The 15,983-nt window shown below is 38.9% G+C and carries 16 protein-coding genes; all 16 read right to left on the bottom strand.

Going from position 1 to position 15,983, the window contains the following annotated elements:
- Window positions 1-90 precede the first annotated feature (90 nt).
- The 16 genes from HMPREF2795_RS08910 to HMPREF2795_RS08835 all read right to left on the bottom strand — a co-directional run bounded on the left by HMPREF2795_RS08910 (window position 91) and on the right by HMPREF2795_RS08835 (window position 15,885).
- On the bottom strand, window positions 91-321 hold the full coding sequence (locus HMPREF2795_RS08910; RefSeq protein ID WP_000037109.1) for a DUF2969 domain-containing protein: 231 nt from the start codon (window positions 319-321) through the stop codon (window positions 91-93).
- A 134-nt stretch (window positions 322-455) separates the two neighbouring features.
- On the bottom strand, window positions 456-1,100 hold the full coding sequence (gene pcp / locus HMPREF2795_RS08905) for a pyroglutamyl-peptidase I (RefSeq protein WP_049527945.1): 645 nt from the start codon (window positions 1,098-1,100) through the stop codon (window positions 456-458).
- Between the two features lie 13 nt (window positions 1,101-1,113).
- Window positions 1,114-2,037: a DUF979 domain-containing protein gene (locus HMPREF2795_RS08900; RefSeq protein WP_061863380.1), complete on the bottom strand. Its 924-nt coding sequence runs from the start codon at window positions 2,035-2,037 to the stop codon at window positions 1,114-1,116.
- Window positions 2,034-2,723, bottom strand: a complete 690-nt coding sequence (locus HMPREF2795_RS08895) for a DUF969 domain-containing protein (protein ID WP_061863379.1) — start codon at window positions 2,721-2,723, stop codon at window positions 2,034-2,036. Before HMPREF2795_RS08895 ends, HMPREF2795_RS08900 begins: the two co-directional genes overlap by 4 nt.
- Before the next feature lie 34 nt (window positions 2,724-2,757).
- Window positions 2,758-4,725, bottom strand: a complete 1,968-nt coding sequence (locus tag HMPREF2795_RS08890) for a peptide ABC transporter substrate-binding protein (RefSeq protein ID WP_061863378.1) — start codon at window positions 4,723-4,725, stop codon at window positions 2,758-2,760.
- Between the two features lie 21 nt (window positions 4,726-4,746).
- A complete protein-coding gene (locus HMPREF2795_RS08885) occupies window positions 4,747-5,769 on the bottom strand; it encodes a branched-chain amino acid aminotransferase (protein ID WP_061863377.1) in 1,023 nt (340 codons plus the stop codon).
- Window positions 5,770-5,893: 124 nt separating this feature from the next.
- Window positions 5,894-8,371 carry a DNA topoisomerase IV subunit A gene (gene parC / locus HMPREF2795_RS08880; RefSeq protein WP_075228713.1) on the bottom strand — a complete coding sequence of 826 codons (2,478 nt, stop codon included), beginning with the start codon at window positions 8,369-8,371 and terminating at the stop codon, window positions 5,894-5,896.
- A 231-nt stretch (window positions 8,372-8,602) separates the two neighbouring features.
- Window positions 8,603-9,103, bottom strand: coding sequence for a hypothetical protein (locus HMPREF2795_RS08875; RefSeq protein WP_000931495.1), 501 nt, complete (start codon window positions 9,101-9,103; stop codon window positions 8,603-8,605).
- 1 nt (window position 9,104) lies between these two features.
- Window positions 9,105-9,917: an aminoglycoside 6-adenylyltransferase gene (locus tag HMPREF2795_RS08870; protein WP_007555702.1), complete on the bottom strand. Its 813-nt coding sequence runs from the start codon at window positions 9,915-9,917 to the stop codon at window positions 9,105-9,107.
- On the bottom strand, window positions 9,907-10,449 hold the full coding sequence (locus HMPREF2795_RS08865; RefSeq protein ID WP_000624502.1) for a hypothetical protein: 543 nt from the start codon (window positions 10,447-10,449) through the stop codon (window positions 9,907-9,909). Before HMPREF2795_RS08865 ends, HMPREF2795_RS08870 begins: the two co-directional genes overlap by 11 nt.
- A gap of 49 nt (window positions 10,450-10,498) precedes the next feature.
- Complete coding sequence (locus HMPREF2795_RS08860) at window positions 10,499-10,906, bottom strand: YkvA family protein (RefSeq protein ID WP_001293716.1); 408 nt, start codon at window positions 10,904-10,906, stop codon at window positions 10,499-10,501.
- 131 nt (window positions 10,907-11,037) lie between these two features.
- Window positions 11,038-11,658 carry a hypothetical protein gene (locus tag HMPREF2795_RS08855; RefSeq protein WP_001021287.1) on the bottom strand — a complete coding sequence of 207 codons (621 nt, stop codon included), beginning with the start codon at window positions 11,656-11,658 and terminating at the stop codon, window positions 11,038-11,040.
- Window positions 11,655-13,604, bottom strand: a complete 1,950-nt coding sequence (parE, locus tag HMPREF2795_RS08850) for a DNA topoisomerase IV subunit B (protein ID WP_075228678.1) — start codon at window positions 13,602-13,604, stop codon at window positions 11,655-11,657. Before parE ends, HMPREF2795_RS08855 begins: the two co-directional genes overlap by 4 nt.
- Before the next feature lie 147 nt (window positions 13,605-13,751).
- Entirely contained in the window at window positions 13,752-14,594 is an 843-nt protein-coding gene (locus HMPREF2795_RS08845; RefSeq protein WP_075228677.1) for an amino acid ABC transporter substrate-binding protein, read from the bottom strand.
- A gap of 9 nt (window positions 14,595-14,603) precedes the next feature.
- Window positions 14,604-15,233: an amino acid ABC transporter ATP-binding protein gene (locus HMPREF2795_RS08840; protein WP_075228676.1), complete on the bottom strand. Its 630-nt coding sequence runs from the start codon at window positions 15,231-15,233 to the stop codon at window positions 14,604-14,606.
- 10 nt (window positions 15,234-15,243) lie between these two features.
- Complete coding sequence (locus tag HMPREF2795_RS08835; RefSeq protein WP_075228675.1) at window positions 15,244-15,885, bottom strand: amino acid ABC transporter permease; 642 nt, start codon at window positions 15,883-15,885, stop codon at window positions 15,244-15,246.
- Window positions 15,886-15,983: the final 98 nt, after the last annotated feature.

The raw sequence follows: 15,983 nt of genomic DNA, 5'->3' as shown, positions 1-15,983 counted from the left end.
GATTTACAGTCCGCCGCGTTTAGCCTCTTCGCTATCTCTCCAATGTTCAACAAAAACTATTATATCATGAAAATTTACAAAAAACAAGCTTTATTTTGCTAAATTATAGTTTTCAATCAAAATTTCCACAGCTTTTTCAAGTTTTTTATAAAAACTATCGACATTTCCATTCTTTATGATTGCGAATTGATTATCTAGTTCAGCAATTTCACCGATAATCTTTTTCCCAATGGTTAATGTGTAGCCTTCAAATTTTTCCTGACCAACTAAAACAGTTGCGTCTGTTAATTGAATTTCAATTTTTTTATCTTTTTTACTCATATCATACCTCTTTTCACTCTTCCTATTGTACAAGAAATTTAAAAAACTGGCAAGAAAAAACTCTTTATAAGGGCAGCCTTGATAAAGAGTTTTTGTGAGAGAATCTAATTTTTTAATCTAGGGAAGACTCATTGTTAGTGGGTTGTCCCACCCACTAATTTTATGTCCTTATCTTTATAATCTACGATAGCACCAATCGCAGCTTCGATACCTCTGACGATATCAGTTAAATTCATAGATGCTGTATTAGGCTTATTTACCACTTGTTCTGTCATATAAGGAATATGCATAAAGCCTGATTTCATATGTGGAAATTTTTTATCCGCTAAATAGAGAGCCTGATACATCAAATGATTGCAAACAAAGGTTCCTGCTGTATTGGAAACTGTAGCTGGTAGCCCTTCCTCTTTTATGGCTTGTACCATTGCTTTGATCGGTAGTGTGCTAAAATAGGCTGCTTGACCATCCTGGCGTATAGGAGTGTCAATCGGCTGATTCCCTTGGTTATCAGGAATTCTAGCATCATCTTGGTTGATGGCAACTCGCTCAGGAGTTAGACTAGCTCTTCCTCCTGCTTGGCCGATGCAAAGCACCGCATCTGGCTGATAGCGGACGATTGCTGTTTCTAATACCTCTGCTGCTTTATAAAATACCGTTGGGATTGCTACCCAATGAACCTCTGCGCCATGAATCTCTGACGGTAATGATTTAACAGCTTCCAAGGCTGGATTGACCGTTTCACCACCGAAAGGATCAAAACCTGTTACTAATATTTTCATTTTATTTCCTTTGCTAAAATGCCAAAAAATACATCAAAAATACATGGATGATAATCATGACAATAGCTACTCCTACCTGCGCTTTAATAACCCCATTTGGATCTTTCATATCCAGGAGAGCTGCCGGTAAAGCATTAAAGTTAGCCGCCATTGGAGTCAATAAGGTTCCACAGCAACCTGCCGTCATTGCTAGAGCTGCAGCAACGATTGGATCAGCTCCCAAGGTAAATACAAAGGGAACACCAATTCCAGCAGTAATAACCGTGAAGGCAGCAAATGCATTCCCCATTATCATAGAGAATAGAACCATCCCAAGGACATAAGCCACTACACCCATCAACCGACTCCCCGAAGGAACTAGACCGCTGATTAAATGCGAAATCAAGTCTCCAACGCCTGCAACGGTAAAAATTGCTCCCAAAGCCCCTAAAAGTTGAGGCACAATCCCACTAGTTGACACTTGCTGAACCATGCGATTATTTTCTGCTAACAAGCTTTTAGGAGAACTCTTAGTAATCAATAAAAGAGAGATGGTTGCAAAAAATGCTGCAAGGCTGATAGCAATCTTACTAAAGTCAGGAATCATTTTTGCTAATACCAAAGCAATCAAAGCCATTAACATGACCGGAATAAAAATTTTATTCTTTAGTCGTTTAGCTTCAATGTTTGCCTTGACTTCATCCAGAAACGGTAAGGTTCCGATACGAACCTGTTTAAAGAGAGTTAGTAGTGCTAATAGCACTACGATAACTCCAATACAGATAGAAGGTAGATAAGAGCCACCGATAAAACTGATGCCCAATAAAGCCCAAAACCCAGCTGTTCCAAAGCGAACTGGGTTTGTTTTATCTTTATAGCTACAATAAGCCGTATGAAGGAATTGACAACCAATCACAATATAGGTCAACTCTAATAACTGACTTGCTAGATTGCTCATTCTTCTTTTCCTTTACTAAGCTTTTTCACTAGCAGTTTTCTATCAAACAGGTAATTGTAAATTCCTACCACAAGTAGGGCCACTCCTGCAACAATAAGCGAAGCCGAAGCGATGCCTGCATAATTACTTTCGTAACCTAATTGGTCCAGAGTGCCCCCCACCAAGAGGACACCACCTGCACCAACGAAAGTGTTCTGAGCAAAGAAATTTGCAAAATTATCATTTGCTGCTGCACGCGCTTTTAGCGCTTCGCTCTCCTGCTCCGTTAATTGTCTACCTAATTGAGACTCTGCTGCTGCTTGTCCCATGGGTTGAACCAAAGGCCTTACAAACTGCGGATGTCCTCCTAGACGGATGGCAAAGAAGCTATCGAGTTCCCGAAAAAAGAAATACACTGTATAAAAACTTCCTACGGTCAGACCTTTAATCTTTTGAATCAAGTCAATCGAACGTTGCTTGAGGCCAAAAGTTTCAGATAAACCTACCAGTGGCAAGGTTACCATAAAAATCGTAAGAACTCGTTGATTACTAAATTCTTTTCCCAAAATTTCCAAGAATTCAACAAGAGAAACTCCAGAAACTAGAGCTGTAACTAAACTAGCTAAGACTACCGTTGCGATTGTATCTAACTTATAGATAAAACCAACCACAATGATAAGTATCCCTATTAGTTTAATCCATTCCATATAGGCCCCTTCATTCCAAAAGTACTAGTCTGTTTTATTTGACATGACTTTCTAATTCTTTTTGGTATTTATTGTTTGATTCCAATTTTTCTTTTTGCCATTTTTCAAGAGCTGCTTGATATTCTTTAGCAGTTACAATCTCTTTTTGCAATTTCATTCCTTTGAAGATGTATGGATCACCCTTAATACCTACTTGTGAGTATGGTTTAGAGAATGGAACGACATTGCTGACAACTGGTGAACCACCTGATGAAGCTGTTGGCATCAAGAGAGAACTATCAGTAAGCCAAGCTTGAGCTTTAGCATATTTTTCATATCTCTTATCCAAGTCATTTTTCTCAGAAACTGCATCATCCAAGAGTTTCTTATATTCGTCCAAACCTAGTTGAGCTACTACTTCTTTGTCTTTTCCTTTAGTAATACCAAGGTGTTTCATAGCGGAACCAGTCTTAGGATCCATGATATTGAGATAACTTGCTGGATCTTGGTAGCTTGGAGCCCATCCAGTACTGTTCAAGTCATAGTCTTTTTGAGCAGGAACACGCGCTTGAGATGTAATGCTTTCCTTCTCGTTATCAGTCATCTGAAGGACATCGATCACGACATTTTCAGAACCAAGAGTTGACTCGATTGATTGTTTAAAGGAATTGCTTTGTTGAACGGCAATGGTATCTGTCTGTTCAACTGGAACATCCAAGTGAATTGGGAAGGTTACACCTTTTGTTTCCAATTCTTTCTTAGCTTTTTCAAATGAAGCTTTGGCTTTGTCAGGATTGTAGATGGTATCTTTTCCGTCAACGAGCTCAACACCTTTCCATTGGTCTCCATAGTTGACCAATTCTTTTTGAGCGATATCACCAAAGTTTTTACCACCAGATTGAACGAAATTGTCTGGTACTAAGCTATTACGAATAATCTTGTCCGCACCATCTTCACCATTGAGCTGGGCAGCATAAGAATGACGGTTGAAGGCAAAGTTGATTGCTTGACGGAAGTCCTTGTTCAACATTGCTTCTTTTGTAGAAGTTTTCTGTTCTTCACTTGTTTTCGCTGTCTTATTGAAAGATTGACGGTTTACGTTAAAGGTAAAGTAGTAACTAGTTGAATCCTGTGGACTATATGTAATTTTATCCCCGTATTGTTCCAAAGTAGAAGCAAAGTTTGAGCTACTTGGGAAGAGGCGAGCTGTTGTGTAGACACCTGAAGAGAAGCTACGGATCAAGGATTCTTGGTCTGATCCATCATAGTAAGTTAATTTAACTTTCTCGATTTTAACCTTCTCTTTATCCCAATAATTTGGGTTCTTTTCATATTCGATTAAAGATTTTGAAGTCAAGGTCTTCAAAATATACGGACCGTTATAAAGAATACCAGCTGGACTGACCGTTCCATAATTTTTACCAGAAGCTTTGAGGAATTCTTCATTTACTGGCAACATAGTTGCTGAAGTTACTTTGGAATTCCAGAAAGTTTCAGGTGCGTTTAGAGTGTACTCAACAGTATAATCATCCACTGCCTTAACTCCAACTGTTGAGAAGTCGTTAGTCTCACCAGTCATATACTCATTCAAGCCCTTGATTGAGTTTTGAATAAGAGTGACACCGTCTGATTTGCCATCAGCTACGTGTTTCAACCCAGTAACAAAGTCATGCGCAGTTACTTCAGCGTATTCTTCACCTTCTGACGTATACCATTTAACCCCTTTACGAAGTTTATAAGTATAAGTCAAACCGTCTTGTGAGACACTCCAATCCTCAGCGAGGGAAGGAATCAAATTCCCATACTCATCGTTTTCCAACAAACCATCAACGACGTTACCGATGATATCCGTTGTTGAAGTACGAGTTGCGATACTGTAGTCCAAAGATGATGGGTCTACTCCATAGACATAAGAGAAAGTTGTAGGCGCATCTGCTTCCTTGTCGGCTTTCCCACAAGCTACAAGAAGAACTGCTGTACTCAGGACCACTCCTGCTGTTAACATCCACTTTTTCGTTTTCATAAAGATCTCCTTTAATAATTTTTAATCTACTTTTACAATCCAACCTTCTGGTGCTTCAATATCACCAAATTGAATACCTGTTAATTCATCGTATAGTTTACGAGTCACTGGACCAACCTCTGTCTCACTGTAGAAAACGTGGAAGTCATCACCATGTTGGATTCCTCCAATTGGTGAGATAACTGCCGCAGTACCGCAGGCACCTGCTTCTACAAATCGATCCAGACTATCAATTGGTACATCTCCCTCAACAGACTTCAAGCCCAAACGATGCTCTGCCAAATAAAGTAATGAGTACTTGGTAATCGATGGCAAGATTGATGGACTCAATGGGGTTACAAACTCATTATCAGCTGTAATTCCAAAGAAGTTTGCTGAACCAACTTCTTCAATCTTGGTGTGGGTTGATGGGTCTAGATAAATAACATCTGAGAAATGACGGGATTTAGCCATTTTCCCTGGCAAAAGACTAGCTGCATAGTTACCACCGACCTTGGCAGCCCCTGTTCCATTTGGTGCAGCACGGTCATACTCGTCTTGAATCAAGAAGTTTGTTGGAACCAATCCACCTTTAAAATAATTTCCAACTGGCATAGCAAAGATGGTAAAAATATACTCCTCAGCTGGTTTTACCCCAATGATATCTCCAACACCAATCAAGAGCGGACGAAGGTAAAGGGTTCCACCAGTTCCATAAGGGGGCACGTATTCTTCATTTGCACGAACAACGGCTTTACAAGCATCTACAAACATTTCTGTTGGAACTTGTGGCATCAAGAGACGATCACAGGTACGTTGCAGACGTTTAGCATTTTCATCTGGACGGAAGAGTTGAATACTGCCATCCTTTGTACGATAGGCTTTCAATCCTTCAAATGCTTGCTGTCCATAGTGAAGGCTTGGAGATGATTCTGAAATATGCAAGGTTGCATCTTCTGTTAATTCTCCTTGAGACCATTGTCCATTTTTAAAATTAGCGATATAACGATAAGGTAGTTTCATATAGGAAAAACCGAGATTTTCCCAATCAATCGTAACTGTCATGACAATCTCCTTTATTCTAATCAAGCTCTGTGTTCTATTCTACACTATTCTCCTAAAAATTCAAGTATTATTTGTAATTTTCTGAAAATTTTACTTATAAAAAATCAGTCACTAGGACTGATTTTTAATTTTCTTTGATTTCTTTAAAGATTTCTTTGAGATAAGCATCAAAAACTTCTTCATCAGAAATGCTATCTGAAATGAAGCTTCCATTGCTTGTGCGTTCCGATAGATTCAAATCTTGTAGGATTGCTTCGTAAGTCGTTCCATTATTTGATTGGATGACAAGCGTTTGCTCTCCATCTTCTACTTCTGTACTAAAGAGATCTCCGACAAATCCTTGTTCAGAAACTGCACCAGCAAGGAAGACACGATGTGGTTTGCTCTTTAATTCTCTAAGGACTTGAAGACCACGATTAGCACGACTGGTTGCTGGAATTTCCTCAATCGAAACGCGCTTAAGACTTCCACGATGCGTCAAAAGATAGAAAGATGAAGTGTTGCAGATAAAGGCTGCTTGTATCACATCATCTGCTTTGAGATTCATGGCTTTCACCCCTGCAGCTTTGGCACCGATAACTGGCACTTCTTCGATGTTAAAGCGGAGGGCATAACCGTTTCGACTGATCAACAGAACATCATCCAATTTAATCGGAGCTACTGCTACAATCTGGTCCGTATCATCTTTCAACTTAGCATATTTGACAGACTTAGAACGATAGGTTCTCCATGGAGAAAATTCTTTGCGTTCGACACGTTTGATTTGACCAAGGCGAGTCGCTGCAAAGTAAGTTGTCGCATCATCAAACTGATCCACAACTTCTACATAGATCACTTCTTCATTGGTTTCAAAGTTTGTAATAGACTGGCTCAAATGCTCTCCGATATCCTTCCAACGAATATCTGCTAACTCATGGACTGGTCGGTAAATGACATTTCCAAGCGTTGTAAAGATTAAGAGGTGCTGAGTAGTTTTGACAGATTGAACAAATAGCAATCGGTCGTCATCCCGTTTACCAATTTCTTCAAGTGTTGAAGCTGCAAAGGAACGAGGGCTAGTACGTTTGATATAGCCCGCCTTAGTCACGCTGACGTAAGTATCTTCTTCAGCGATAAGACTAGCTGTATCAATCTCAATGACTTTTGCTGTATCTTCTAAAGTACTCAAACGTGGAGTCGCAAATTTCTTCTTGACTTCACGGAGCTCTTTCTTCATGAGATTGTACATGGTTCGTTCGTCACCGATGATAGCTGCAAGCATAGCAATCTTTTCACGTAGTTCAGCTTCTTCTTCTTGCAAGACAACCACGTCTGTATTGGTCAAACGGTACAGTTGCAAGGTAACAATGGCCTCAGCCTGTTCTTCCGTAAATTCATAGCTGACCTTGAGGTTTTCCTTGGCATCAGCCTTATTTTCAGAAGCACGGATAAGGGCAATGACTTCATCCAAAATCGAGATAACGCGAATCAAACCTTCCACGATATGGAGACGTTTTTCAGCCTTTTCCTTGTCAAAGCGAGAACGCGCCAAGATGACTTCACGACGGTGGGCGATATAGCTAGACAAAATCGGTACAATTCCAACCTGGCGAGGCGTAAAATTGTCAATCGCCACCATGTTGAAGTTGTAATTGATTTGCAAGTCAGTGTACTTGAAAAGATAGTTGAGAACAAGTTCCGTGTTCGCATCTTTTTTGAGTTCTATAGCGATGCGAAGACCATCACGGTCAGACTCATCACGAACTTCAGCGATACCTGCCACCTTGTTATTGACACGGATTTCATCAATTTTCTTGACCAAGTTAGCCTTGTTGATTTCATAAGGAATCTCAGTGATAACGATTTGTTCCTTACCACCTTTAAGCTTCTCAATTTCCGTCTTAGAACGAACAACCACGCGCCCTTTACCAGTTTCATAGGCCTTTTTGATTTCGTCACGGCCTTGGATAATGGCACCTGTAGGGAAATCTGGCCCAGGCAAGAATTCCATCAGCTTTTCAACCTTAGCAGTTGGGTGATCAATCATGTAGACTGTAGCTTCAATAACTTCAGCCAAATTATGTGGTGGAATATCTGTGGCATAACCAGCTGAAATCCCAGTTGAACCATTAACTAAAAGGTTTGGAAAGGCTGCTGGCAAGACAGTTGGTTCTTTCTCGGTATCGTCGAAGTTCCAAGCAAAAGGAACTGTCTTTTTATCGATATCCTGAAGGAGGTAGCCTGCAATCTCAGACAAACGAGCCTCAGTATAACGCATAGCCGCAGGCGGATCTCCATCCATTGAACCATTATTACCGTGCATTTCAACTAGAATCTCACGGTTTTTCCAGTCCTGAGACATACGGACCATGGCATCATAGATAGAAGAATCCCCGTGTGGGTGAAAATTCCCCATGATGTTCCCGACAGACTTAGCCGACTTACGGTAGCTCTTGTCAAAGGTATTACCATCTTTATTCATCGAATAAAGAATACGACGTTGAACCGGCTTCAAGCCATCACGAATATCTGGCAAAGCACGATCTTGAATAATGTATTTGGAGTAGCGACCAAAGCGCTCTCCCATGATGTCCTCTAAGGACATATTTTGGATATTACTCATATAGGATACAAAGCCCGTAAAATGCAAAGTGAAAATAGGAAATTCTCGCAGTGAGCGATGCTCACAAGAAAATTTATCTTTTTCACACAGCATTTAGGGCGTGTTCAACTCCTTTCAAAAAATGTAGAGTAGATTTTATAGATAGGGTGTTCAGTTACTATAAATAACCAAACTATCCTTCTGTAGTTTAAAATTTTTATATCAGGTTAAAACACTTTAGTTTACTTAAATTTAGCTAGTAGGTACTTGTTCAACTTTTCTTTGAACAAAAAATAAATAGATGGAAGGAAGAAATGAAATAACAGAGGTCCCAATAAGCAATGCATTAAATACAGTTTGATGCCCTTGAAAAATTTCATTCCAATACATAGTATTAACAAGATGGAAGACTAAACCAATTAAGTAGCAAAAGCTAATAACTATCATCTTCCACCTTAATAGAGAATAGATAGAAGATAATCGAAGAGCATGGTAAATTACTGCTGTAATGAGCATTGGAAAACAAAAAGAGATTAAAAAGAATTGGAATCTTAAAACGTCATCAAAAAGCTCTGTGCGATCTATTGAAATAAGCCAAATATTACACAAGGTTATAACAATCGGGAAAAATAATCCATACACTCTTTTATTTAACTTATTTCTTTTAAGAGCTAGAAGAATAGAAAACACTATTACCAGAATTTGGATTCCTGGAAATCCCATAAAAAATATTGTAAATATAAAATTTAACATACTAGTTTAATCTTTCCTCCGCGTACTCAATCATCTTCTCAGCCATTTCATTATCATAATCAAACTCCATCTTTTGAGCAAGTTTTTGAGCTTCTTGATGGAAAAGTTGCATCGTAGCAAATAAAGTCTGAGTGATTTTCTCTAAACTTGAGAAATCAAGCAGATTCAAGAATTCCTTCTCCTTCTCAGCAGGCAAGTAGTTATAGAGATACTTGTAATTTTTACCGATGTCGACTGTTCCTTTATCACTTGCTACCTTCCAAGCCAATACCTTCAAGAGTTCTTGGTGACAAATGCCATAGAGATGATCAGTCGCATAAATGAGTTGCTTGCGATGAATCCCCTTAACCACATAGGCTGATACCCACCAAAATTCATTGCAGGCTTTTTCAAAATCAATCTCACTAGCTGGACTTGTCCAGTAACGCTGAGGATTTGGAGAATATGGCGCAAACAAGCCCTTATCATCTACTAAAACTGTGAAGCCAGCCTCACTATCCACCCACTCGTTGATATCTTCTTTAGGACAGAGGGTTAAATCAATGCGATTCCCATCTTCAAAAAGCATGAGAAATAAACGGCGATGTCCAAGAGTCACATTTTGCTCTACGATACGTTTGCCAAACTGGTCCAGCCAAGAAAGGTCACTCGTCAGATAATCCAAGTCATCCACAATATAGACAACATCATAGTCTTGAAATTCATCTGTTTGAATCTTTTGATTTGTACGCGAACCAGATAGAGCCACAGTATCAACCTGTATCTTTTTAGCTATTTGTATAATCAGGTCAAGCATTTCCTGGTCAGTTCTCATGTAGATCACCATCAGTTGCCTCTGGGTTCTGAATAACAACATCTTCATTTCTTTGCTTAAGAAGTTTCTGAACTCTTTTTCTTTCAAGCTCTCCGACCAAGAATTGAATGATAAAACTAATACCAAAAATTGGTAATAGCAAAATAATTCCCATTTCTTGCGCCAACATTATAAATAGTAGGTTCATACCTGATAAGATTGCTAAAAACCAGGCATTTATCTTAAGAAGTTTTGAGTAACTACTAGGATAATATCTGAGATGTTTGGTACTTTTATAAATAGCTGTAAAACTGAATGCTAAGCTAGCTGATGTGAAAATATAAAAGTCAAAAACATAAAAGAGCAAACCTGCATAAGGATTGGATCTTAAAGGATTATCAAATAAAAAGACACAGGTAGTTACTATGGTTAATAGTAAAAATTCAAGATAGCGACTTTGCTCAGGTTTACCTTGTTTGGCAATTATATACATAATTGCACCTAAAGCTAAGACTATGAAAAGAAATGAACTATCAAACAATAAACTTATCATGATTTATACCTCTTTTAGAGAGCTAAAATTAAGAAATATAGACGATTTTTCAGATCAATCCTTGAGACTGACGCCATCTATCATAGGTTTCAATGTCTGTTTTGACCATATTCATACAAAGTCCTAGAACCGCCATATCGTCCAAGTAACCTGCTAGCGGAATGAAATCAGGAACAATATCAATAGGAGCAAGGAAATAAATAAGTGCGCTTAAAACAGCTAAAATAGTCCCATAAGGAACCGTGGTATATTTTCCTTGAACATAATTTTTCACCAAAGAAATCATGACTGGGATCATCGAAAATTTCTTTCCAACAAATGGCATATTGTTAATTTTTTTCTCCAAACGGTACAAAAAGTCATCTAATTCATCTTTATCATTTAATAATGCTTCAGATTGTGCATAACCACTTTCAAGAGCTTCTTTTACTTGCTCTTCACTTAGATTTTCAGACATAACTTGTCCTCCATTTGTATTTATATCAAACTTTAAAACACTGTCGCTTCTTCAAATGTAATTTTAAAACTAGTTTTTGATTTTTTAAACCACTATGTCTAGTCTGTATTAACCTTATCATTAGAATTCACTTATCTTTTATCTGGAATCATAGAATAACTTGCAGTAATTGCAACATTTTCATCAAGAATATGTTTCAATTCATCCAAAGCTTTTCTAAAATTTGTAATCAAACTTGGAGAAATATTCCAACAATCTTGTTCAGTATTAGTAATATTATTTCTATACTTTGTAATTTCCTCATCCATATTTTGTACTCTTGAAAATATAGATTTAGATTCTGGCCTAGTTTGCGTCTTATCTTTTATCAATGGATTTTCACATATACTTCTAACTACAGCTAGTTCGATTGTTGTTGTATCTTGTAAAAAATCCTGTTTTGTTGTCTTTGTTGATAATTTATTAATAGCTTCTTTAGCTCTCACAATTTCATCTCTAAAGAATATCTCCTCTTTTATCTTAGATATTGTTTTTGATCTTTGTTCTTCAATATTTTTTACTTCAGTTAGTACTTGAAAATTAATAAAGATAGAAAATATACCAAATAATCCAGATAAGATTCCAATAAACGATATGGTTCTTTCAACATCAAACACCATCCCATTATCAGAGATAAATGCTAAACAAATTGATACTACAGTTAAAAAAACAACAATTCCTAGCACCAATTTTTTATTTCCTATTATGTTCAAAACACCATCTCCCCACTCTCCTCAAGAGTAAACTTGACATTATCTTCAATCCACTTACGGCGTGGTTCAACCTTGTCACCCATGAGGACATTGACGCGACGTTCTGCGCGTGCTAGGTCTTCAATCGTCACACGGATGAGAGTGCGGGTTTCTGGATTCATGGTTGTTTCCCAGAGTTGGTCCGCATTCATCTCACCAAGACCTTTGTAGCGTTGGAGGGTAGCGCCTTTGCCGAACTGCTTGCGAAGTTCTTCTAGCTCGCCATCCGTCCAAGCGTAGGCCACTTCTTCTTTCTTGCCTTTGCCTTTAGACATCTTGTAAAGTGGAGGAAGGGCGATATAGACATGTCCAGCTTCGACTAGCGGACGCATATAACGATAAAAGAAGGTTAAGAGAAGTGTTTGGATGTGGGCACCGTCAGTATCCGCATCGGTCATGATAATAATCTTGTCATAGTTGGCATCTTCAAGCGAGAAGTCTGCCCCTACACCAGCACCAATAGTATAAATCATGGTATTGATTTCTTCATTTTTGAGGATATCCGCCATCTTGGCCTTGGCTGTATTGATAACCTTACCACGAAGAGGCAAGATAGCTTGGAACTTTCGGTCACGACCTTGCTTAGCAGAACCACCGGCAGAGTCTCCCTCGACTAGGTAGAGTTCGTTCTTAGCTGGATTTTTAGACTGGGCTGGGGTTAATTTCCCAGAAAGCAAGCCCTTGTCTTTCTTATTTTTCTTACCATTACGACTCTCGTCACGCGCCTTACGTGCTGCTTCACGAGCATCACGCGCCTTGATAGCCTTACGAATCAGATTAGAAGCTAGTTCTCCATTTTCCATGAGGAAGAAAGTTAACTTATCAGCCACAATCCCATCTACAACTGGACGAGCAAGGGGACTTCCTAATTTATCCTTAGTCTGTCCCTCAAACTGCAAGTGTTCTTCAGGGACTAGAATAGAAAGAACGGCCGCTAATCCTTCACGGTAATCAGACCCTTCAAGATTTTTATCTTTTTCTTTGAGAAGGCCAGTTTTTCGCGCATAGTCGTTCATGACTTTGGTAATGGCAGACTTAAGCCCTGTCTCATGCGTTCCACCATCTTTGGTACGAACATTATTGACAAAGGACAGGATGTTATCTGAAAATCCATCGTTATACTGGAGGGCTACTTCTACTTGGAAACCATTGTCTTCCCCTTCAAAGTAGAGAACTGGCGTCAAGGTTTCCTTATCTTCGTTGAGGTAGGAAACAAAGTCCTGCACCCCATTCTCATAATGGAATTCAATGGCTTCATCTGTTCGTTTGTCCTTTAATGACAAGGTAACATTCTTCAAGAGAAAGGCTGACTCATTGAGACGCTCTGAAATGGTATTGTACTTGAAGTCTGTCGTAGAAAAGATACTAGCATCAGGCATGAAGGTCACTTTTGTACCTGTCTTAGATTTTGGTGCCGTTCCAACCTTTTCAAGAGTGGTTACTGGCTTTCCACCATTTTCAAAACGCTGTCTATAAACTGTTCCATCACGGGTGATTTCTACCTCAAGCCAACTAGAGAGGGCATTGACGACAGAAGAACCAACTCCGTGAAGACCACCAGAAGTCTTGTAGCCACCTTGACCGAATTTTCCTCCAGCGTGGAGAATGGTAAAAATAACCTCAACCGTTGGAATTCCCATAGCGTGCATCCCAGTCGGCATCCCACGTCCGTGGTCTTGAACCGTTAAACTTCCATCTTTATTAATCGTTACATCAATGCGATCACCAAATCCAGATAAGGCTTCATCGACTGCATTATCGACAATTTCCCAAACAAGGTGATGTAGCCCAGCACCGTCAGTCGATCCGATATACATCCCTGGACGTTTACGGACTGCATCCAACCCTTCTAGCACCTGAATGGCGTCATCATTATAATTGTTAATATTGATTTCCTTTTTTGACACAAGGAACCTCCTATTTGTTCATCTTTTCTATTTTACAGGTTTTCTAAGGATTTTGCAAAATTTTCAAGTTAAAAGCCTATTCACAAGTCCTATTTAGTAAAAAAATCACTCATTCCCGCCCTAAAAAAAGAAACCAAGACGAGAGTCTCAGTTTTCTTTTCCTTTAACTTGACTTGTTGCAATATCTTCACCAAACCATTTTTGGCTGATTTCTTGGAATTTTCCTTCTTGATAGAGCTCCACAAAAGCTTTATTTAAATTTTCTAGCAAGGTCTTATCAGCCGGTCTCACTCCAACTGCAAAGGATTCACTCTCAAAACCAGCTGGGAAAATCTCATACTGGTCTAATATCCCTTCAGTTTTAAGATAATAGTTGGCATACACACGGTCAATTAAAAGGGCATCAATCCGATCATTTTGCAGGTCAATCAAGGCTTCATTAAAACTTTGATACTGGTTAGCCTTTTGATCTTTTACGATATTTTTCAAGAGTTCAGGCTGAGCTTCAAAGTCTAGATAGCCAGAAGAACCTGCCTGAGCACCCAAAATCTTACCTGTCATATCAGACACTGTTTGGATATTTTGTGATTTCTTAGAGACAAGAACCTGCTGATTTTCCATGTAAGGAATGGTAAAAGCAACCTTCTCACGGCGTTCATCAGTCGCTGAATATCCATTCCAGATAGCATCAATGGTGCCGTTTTGAAGTTCGGTTTCCTTCATGTCCCAATCAATGGGTTGAAACTGTACCTTGAAACCAAGTTTCTCAGAAACAGCCTGTGCTAAATCAATATCAAATCCAGCATATTGCCCATTCTTTTCTTCAAAGCCCATGGGAACAAAGGTATTGTCAAACCCGATGGTAATGGTTCCCTGTTCTTGGTATTTGTCCCAATTATCGACTTTGGGATCACTAGCTTTTTGTGTGCATCCTACCAGGAAAAAAGCAAGAAAGAATACCAAAACAAGGCTGATTTTCTTTCGATTCATAGATACCTCCTACTTAGGCTCTACTTTAAGAATCTGGTCAGCAATATTCTCTGCAAACTGGAGATCGTGAGTCACGACAATTTGAGTCATGCCTAATTCTCGATTTTGTAGAATCAGTTTTTCAACCTCGAGACGCAACTCAGGGTCAAGGGCTGAAGTTGGTTCGTCATACCCAATCACTTCAGGATCTATCATCATAGCGCGTGCTAATGCAACTCGTTGCTTTTGACCACCAGATAATGAGTATGGATAAGCATCCGCATGAGCTTCGAGACCCAGACGAGCGAGTAAGTCGGTTGCCTTCTTCTTGGCATCTGCTTCAGACATTCCCATAGTTTTGATGGGTGACAAAATCAAGTTCTCCATAACGGATAAGTGAGGAAAAAGCTGAAAATCTTGAAACACAAAACCTAATAAGTGACGCTTTTCAAGTTCATCCAAAGGTAGGGATTCTCCATTATAAAAAATCTCACCTGAATCAATGGTTTCAAGTCCAGCTAACATTCTAAGTAAGGTTGTCTTCCCACCACCAGAAGATCCAACAATAGCCAAAATCTGCTTTTCAGGAATTGTTAAATTGAAATTGGATAAAATTTCTTTTTTTCCAAATTTTTTGCTGATATTTTTTAACTCTAACATGGATAACCTCCTATCTATAGTAGCTAAACTTTTTCTCAAGTTTCTTAGCTATAATCGTAACAATACCAATCATAAGCAGATAGATAGCTCCTGCTAGAAACATTGGAATCAAGCTCGCATCACGATTGGCTGCAGTACGACTAGCTAGGATTAAATCTGAAATACCGAGTGCATAGACCAAAGAAGTATCTTTAACCAAACTCATAACCTCGTTAAATACACTTGGTAAAGCAATCTTGGTTACTTGTGGCAAGATAATATAGCGGACGGTATCAAAAGGTTTAAATTTCAAGACCTTAGCTGCTTCATATTGTCCTTGAGGAATCGTTGCAATCCCTCCACGGAATATTTCTGCAAAGTAGGCTGCATAATTAAACGTAAAGGCAATAATCGCTGCTGGTACCCGATCAAGTCGAATCCCGATACTTGGCAAAACATAATAGATAAAGATTAACTGCAAGAGCAAGGGTGTCCCACGCATCACCCAGATATAAACATCAATCACGTAATGGAGGGGTTTCCAATGGACCTGTAAGCTAAAGGCAAGCAAAATACCTAAAGGAATTGAAAAGAGTAAGACCAGTGCAAATACTTGTAAAGTCATTGTCGCACCACTCAATAAACTAGGTAATATCTCAAATAAGTAAGACATATTCCACCTCCCAAAATTAATTGTTCCTATTATAGCATAAATAAACACCAAATCAAGTTTTTCAGAAATTTTCATGAAATTTTAAAACTTTAGCCTTT

Source organism: Streptococcus sp. HMSC056C01 (assembly GCF_001811305.1).
Classification (GTDB): domain Bacteria; phylum Bacillota; class Bacilli; order Lactobacillales; family Streptococcaceae; genus Streptococcus.
Note: the sequence above shows the minus strand (reverse complement) of the source record. Positions and strands in the feature narration are given on the sequence as shown.